The following is a 5249-nucleotide window of genomic DNA, read 5'->3' on the forward strand; positions in this document are numbered from 1 at the left end:
AATACTCGACGCTATCGACCTCTTCATGATCGGCCATTTTGGCAACAAAGAGGAGGCCCCTCCATAGGGGATGGGCAAACGCGGCGCAAAAGAAAATGCGCGCCCCCGGTTGGAGGGGCGCGCAGCAGTGTGACGTTGGGACGTCAGGTAGAGCTTTAGGCGGCTTTGTCGAGTTCGCCGGTCCATTTGCCCAGCGCGGCCAGCGAATTCATATGGGCGCGGTGGGTGAAGGCGGCCTGGGCGGCGGGGAAATTTTCCCGGCGACCGGCCCAGGTGCGCAGCGCGACATTCTGCAGCGCGCGGCCCTAGGAGAAGGTCAGCGGCCAGGGCTTTCCGGCTATCTGGCTCATGGCATTGAGGTGCGCGGTGGCTTCTTCGTCGGTCTGGCCGCCGGACAGGAAGGCTATGCCGGGCACGGCAGCCGGCACATGCTCGCGCAGCACCTGGACGGTGCGGTGGGCGACCTCCTCAACGCTGGGACGGTCGCGTGAATTGATGCCGGGCAGCACCATATTGGGCTTGAGCAGCATGCCGCTGAGATCGACGCCGGCCAGGCGCAGTTCCTTGAAGGTGGCTTCAAGCACTTCGCCGGTCACTGCGGCGCAACGCTCCAGCGAGTGGTTGCCCGGGTCGCCGTCGCCGACCACTTCGGGCTCGACCACGGGGACGATGCCGGCTTCCTGGCAGAGGATGGCGTAGCGGGCCAGGGCGTGGGCATTGGCACGGATATTGTTGCGGGTGGGGGCCACGTCATTGATGGTGATGACCGCGCGCCATTTGGCAAAGCCGGCGCCGTGGTCGGCGTAGCGCACCAGGCGCTGGCGCAGGCCATCGAGACCCTCGGTGATCTTTTCGTTGTGGTCGCCCGGCATGGGGAAGGTGCCCCGGTCGACCTTGATACCCGGAATCACATCGGCATCGGCGAGAATGGCGCGGAACGCGGTGCCGTCTGCCGCAGATTGGCCCAGCGTTTCTTCGGTGAGAATGACGCCGGAGATATAATTGGTCATGGCCTTGGTGGAGCGGAATAGCATTTCGCGATAATCGCGGCGCAGGTCGAGCGTATTGGGCAGATTGATCTTGTCAAACCGCTTGCCGATCGTGCCTTCGGATTCGTCGGCGGCCAGGATGCCCTTGCCGGGCTCCATCAGTTTCTGGGCAATGGCATTGAGCGACTTCGTCATGATCAGACCTCGGCAATGGGATTGGCCGAGAGATTAGACTTTGGTTACCGTCACGGCGATTAGACCTAGGGTTATTAGACCAAAGGCGCATCTTGTATGGAAGATGCCGGAACGGTTTGAGCTTGGCTCCGTTGTGCTTTACAATCCTACTCAGTCAGGCGCTTCCCCGGCGCCTCTTTCGAATCTCTTGGCGCGCTGGCGCCTCCCAATCAATGGATGACAATGATGAGCACGCAACCACACGTGACCTTTAACGACGGCCATGCCATTCCCCAGATCGGCCTGGGCGTGTGGAAAGCCACCGACGAAACCGCGGCCACCGCTGTCGCCGCGGCGCTGGGGGCAGGTTACCGCCACATCGATACGGCAGCGATCTACGAGAATGAAAGCGGCGTCGGCACCGGCATGGTGCAGGCCGATGTGGCGCGCGCCGACATCTTTCTCACCACCAAATTGTGGAACGAGGCGCAGGGCTTTGATTCCACGCTGCGGGCAATGGACGAAAGCCTCAAGCGCCTGGGCACCGACTATGTCGATCTCTACCTGATCCACTGGCCATCGGCGTTTCGCGGCAAGTTCGTCGATACCTGGAAGGCGATGATCCGGCTGCGCGAGGAGGGCAAGGCGCGCTCCATCGGCGTGTCCAATTTCGAGGGCGATTATATCGACCAGTTGATCGCCGAGACCGGCGTGACGCCGGCGATCAACCAGATCCAGCTGCATCCGCTGTTCCAGCAGGCCGCGATGCGGGAAAAGAACGCCAAGCTGGGCGTGATCACCGAGAGTTGGAGCCCGCTGGGCCAAGGCAAGCTGCTCGATCATCCCGGGCTGGCGGCCATAGCCGCCCGTCACGGCAAGAGCGTGGCCCAGATCATCATCCGCTGGCATATCGAACTGGGCCTGGTGGTCATTCCCAAATCGGTGACGCCGAGCCGCATCGTCGAGAATTTTGCGGTGTTTGATTTCGCCCTCAGCGACCAAGACAAGGCGCAGATCGCGGCGCTCGACAGCGCCGATGGCCGCATCGGCTCGGATCCGCTGACGGCGACATTCTAGGTCAGCAAACGAAACAAAAGGCCGTCACCCGGGGGTGGCGGCCTTTGCGTTCGATCTGAATATCGACTTACTTCTTGAGCACATCCACTCCCGGCAAAGGCTTGCCTTCCATCCACTCGAGGAAAGCGCCGCCGGCGGTTGAGACATAGGTGAAGTCGTCCTTGACGCCGGCATGGGCGAGGGCGGCAACGGTATCGCCGCCACCAGCCACCGAGACCAGCTTGCCCTCATGGGTGCGTTTGGCGACATGTTTGGCAATGGCCACCGTGCCCGCATCGAAGGGGTTCATTTCAAAGGCGCCCATAGGGCCGTTCCACACCACGGTATTGGCGTCGTCGATGGCGCCGAGAATACGCTCGATCGAAGAGGGCCCGATGTCGAGCATCATGGCGTCATTGTCCATGGCATCGACGCCATAGAGGCGGGTTGGCGTATCGGCCTTGAAGTGCCAGGCCATGACCGCATCGATGGGCAGGATGATAGCACAACCACTGTCGATGGCCTTGTCCATGATGCGCAGGGCCGTTTCGGCCAGATCCTTTTCGCACAGAGACTTGCCCACGCCATAGCCCTGGGCATGCAGGAAGGTGTTGGCCATGCCCCCGCCGATGACCAGGCCATCGACCTTGGTGACGAGGTTTTCCAGCAGATCGATCTTGGAGGAGACCTTGGCGCCACCGACAATGGCGACCACCGGCTTTTTCGGCTTGCCCAAACCGGCTTCCAGCGCCTCGAGCTCGGCCTGCATGGCCAGTCCCGCGGCAGCAGGCAGCAGATGAGCGAGCGCCGAGGTCGAGGCATGGGCCCGGTGGGCCGCCGAGAAGGCGTCGTTGACATAGACGTCGCCCAGACTGGCCATGCGCTGGGCCAGTTCGGGGTCATTGGCCTCTTCGCCGGGATGGAAACGGGTATTTTCCATGATCAGCACGGAGCCGGCCGGCGCCTCGTCGATGGCCTTTTGCGCGGCGCTGACATCGGTCCAGTCGGTGGCGACAAAGCCCACGGGGTGACCGGTGGCGTCGGCAACCGCGCCGCAGATCTGTTCGAGCGAGAATTCGGGATCGACCTTGCCCTTGGGGCGGCCGAAATGGCTGAGCAGGATGGCCTTGCCGTCATGCTTGACGATCTCGCGGATGGTGGGCACCAGCCGTTCAATGCGGGTGGCGTCGCTCACCGCGCCATCCGCCATGGGGACGTTGAGGTCGGCCCGCAGCAGCACGCGCTTGTTGGTGAGATCAAGCTCATCAAGGGTTTTGAACGTCGCGCTCATGGCTCAGGCCTCCGGAATATCTATCCGCCGTGGCGTAGCAGAGCGCTGCGAGAGGGGGAAGGCAAGCCGTGTAAAAAAGATGGCGCCCGCCCTTGCCGATCAGTCGGTGCGGACGAACAGGCCGGGATAGTCGAACACCAGGCCGTCGGCATCGACCGTGATGATCCGCTCGAAGCCGTCACCAACCGACTGGAAGCGAAAGCGGGCCTCGTCGAGCCTGGTATAGATCTGCTCGTGGCGCTGTACGCTCATGGCGTCGGCGTCGATCCAGGCCATGGTAAAGCGCTGCGGCTGATCGATGATCCAGTCGCAGCGCCACAGGGGCAGCGAGTTGGTCAGCGGCGTCGCCGAGATATCCACATCGATGCAGCCACGCAATTCGGGCAAGGGTTCGGCGCGATCATCGCTCCAATTGCCAGCGCCGTCGCTGAACAGTTCAAGCACCTTGCCGTCAGCGCGCTCCAGCCGAACGGTGCGGACATGCCCCATCCCGTCCAGCTTGAGGCGGTAGAACAGGCCGTGCTGGGGCGTGATGATGGCGCCGCGCGCCCGGGTGTCTTTGCTGGTGGTGGTGACATGGCAGTGCTCAAGCCCCTCGGGGTCGAGGGCGCGCCAGCGGAAAGAGCGGTCAAGGCTCATGGGTGACCCGGTGCGGTGAAATCGTGGTCATCATTGCCAAGCTTGGGTCGAGTGGCAATCGGTTACAGCAATAAAATGGGCGCCCCACTGGGACGCCCTTTTTATCGTGCAGTCCGGCAAGAGCCTAGAGCAACTTGCCCATCGCCACGGCAGTGTCGGCCATGCGGTTGGAGAAGCCCCATTCATTGTCGTACCAGGCCAGGATGGAGGCAAAATTGCCGCCCATGACCTTGGTCTGATCAAAGGCCAGGGTCGCCGAATGGCTGTCGTGGTTGAAGTCGATCGAGACGTTGGGCTGGATGGTGTAGCCCAGAATGCCCTTGAGCGCGCCTTCGGCATATTGCTTGATGGCGGCATTGATCGCATCGGCAGTCATGTCGCGCGTGGTGATGAACTTGAAGTCGACGCAGGAGACGTTTGGCGTCGGCACGCGGATCGAGACGCCGTCCAGCTTGCCCTTGAGGTCGGGCAAAACGAGGCCAATGGCCTTGGCGGCACCGGTCGAGGTCGGGATCTGGCTCAAGGCCGCAGCGCGGCCGCGATAGAGATCCTTGTGCATGGTGTCGAGCGTGGGCTGATCACCGGTATAGGAATGAATGGTGGTCATCATGCCGCGTTCGATGCCGAATTCCTTGTGCAGCACATAGGCGACCGGCGCCAGGCAGTTGGTGGTGCAAGAGGCGTTCGAGACCACTACGTGGTCCTTGCTCAGCTGCTCATGATTGATGCCGTAGACGACGGTAAGGTCGGCGCCCTCGCCAGGAGCCGAAATCAGTACCTTCTTGGCGCCGGCCTTGAGGTGGGCGCTGGCTTTTTCCTTGGAGGCAAAGATGCCGGTGCATTCGAGTGCGATGTCCACCTTCATGGCGGCATGCGGCAGCTCGGCCGGATCGCGCACAGCGGTTACCTTGATCGGCCCGCGGCCCACATCAATGGTATCGCCATCGACGGTGACGGTGCCGTTGAAGCGGCCGTGCACGCTGTCGAAGCGGAACAGATGGGCATTGGTTTCGACCGGGCCGAGGTCGTTGATGGCGACCACTTCGATATCGGTGCGACCCGATTCGATGATGGCACGCAGGATGTTGCGGCCAATACGA

Annotated in this window: 4 protein-coding genes and 1 pseudogene; 1 reads left to right on the forward strand and 4 read right to left on the reverse strand. The window is 62.3% G+C overall.

Annotation, left to right across the window (positions count from 1 at the left end):
- Window positions 1–155: 155 nt before the first annotated feature.
- Window positions 156–1184: pseudogene (locus Q8O80_RS00945) on the reverse strand (class I fructose-bisphosphate aldolase).
- A 225-nt stretch (window positions 1185–1409) separates the two neighbouring features.
- Here Q8O80_RS00945 and Q8O80_RS00950 point away from each other — a divergent pair.
- A complete protein-coding gene (locus Q8O80_RS00950; protein WP_305575970.1) occupies window positions 1410–2240 on the forward strand; it encodes an aldo/keto reductase in 831 nt (276 codons plus the stop codon).
- 67 nt (window positions 2241–2307) lie between these two features.
- Here the strand turns inward: Q8O80_RS00950 and pgk are convergent, their stop codons facing one another.
- The 3 genes from pgk to gap form a co-directional block, all read right to left on the reverse strand.
- The gene (gene pgk, locus Q8O80_RS00955; protein WP_305575972.1) at window positions 2308–3510 is read right to left on the reverse strand and encodes a phosphoglycerate kinase; all 1203 of its coding nucleotides are present in this window, start codon (window positions 3508–3510) and stop codon (window positions 2308–2310) included.
- 99 nt (window positions 3511–3609) lie between these two features.
- Window positions 3610–4149 carry a putative glycolipid-binding domain-containing protein gene (locus Q8O80_RS00960; protein ID WP_305575974.1) on the reverse strand — a complete coding sequence of 180 codons (540 nt, stop codon included), beginning with the start codon at window positions 4147–4149 and terminating at the stop codon, window positions 3610–3612.
- A gap of 124 nt (window positions 4150–4273) precedes the next feature.
- Window positions 4274–5249 (reverse strand): type I glyceraldehyde-3-phosphate dehydrogenase (gene gap, locus Q8O80_RS00965; RefSeq protein WP_305575976.1); only part of this gene is annotated, 976 nt, incomplete at its 5' end.

Origin of the sequence: Devosia sp. (genome assembly GCF_030689745.1) — a bacterium.
Taxonomy (GTDB): Bacteria; Pseudomonadota; Alphaproteobacteria; order Rhizobiales; family Devosiaceae; genus Devosia; species Devosia alba.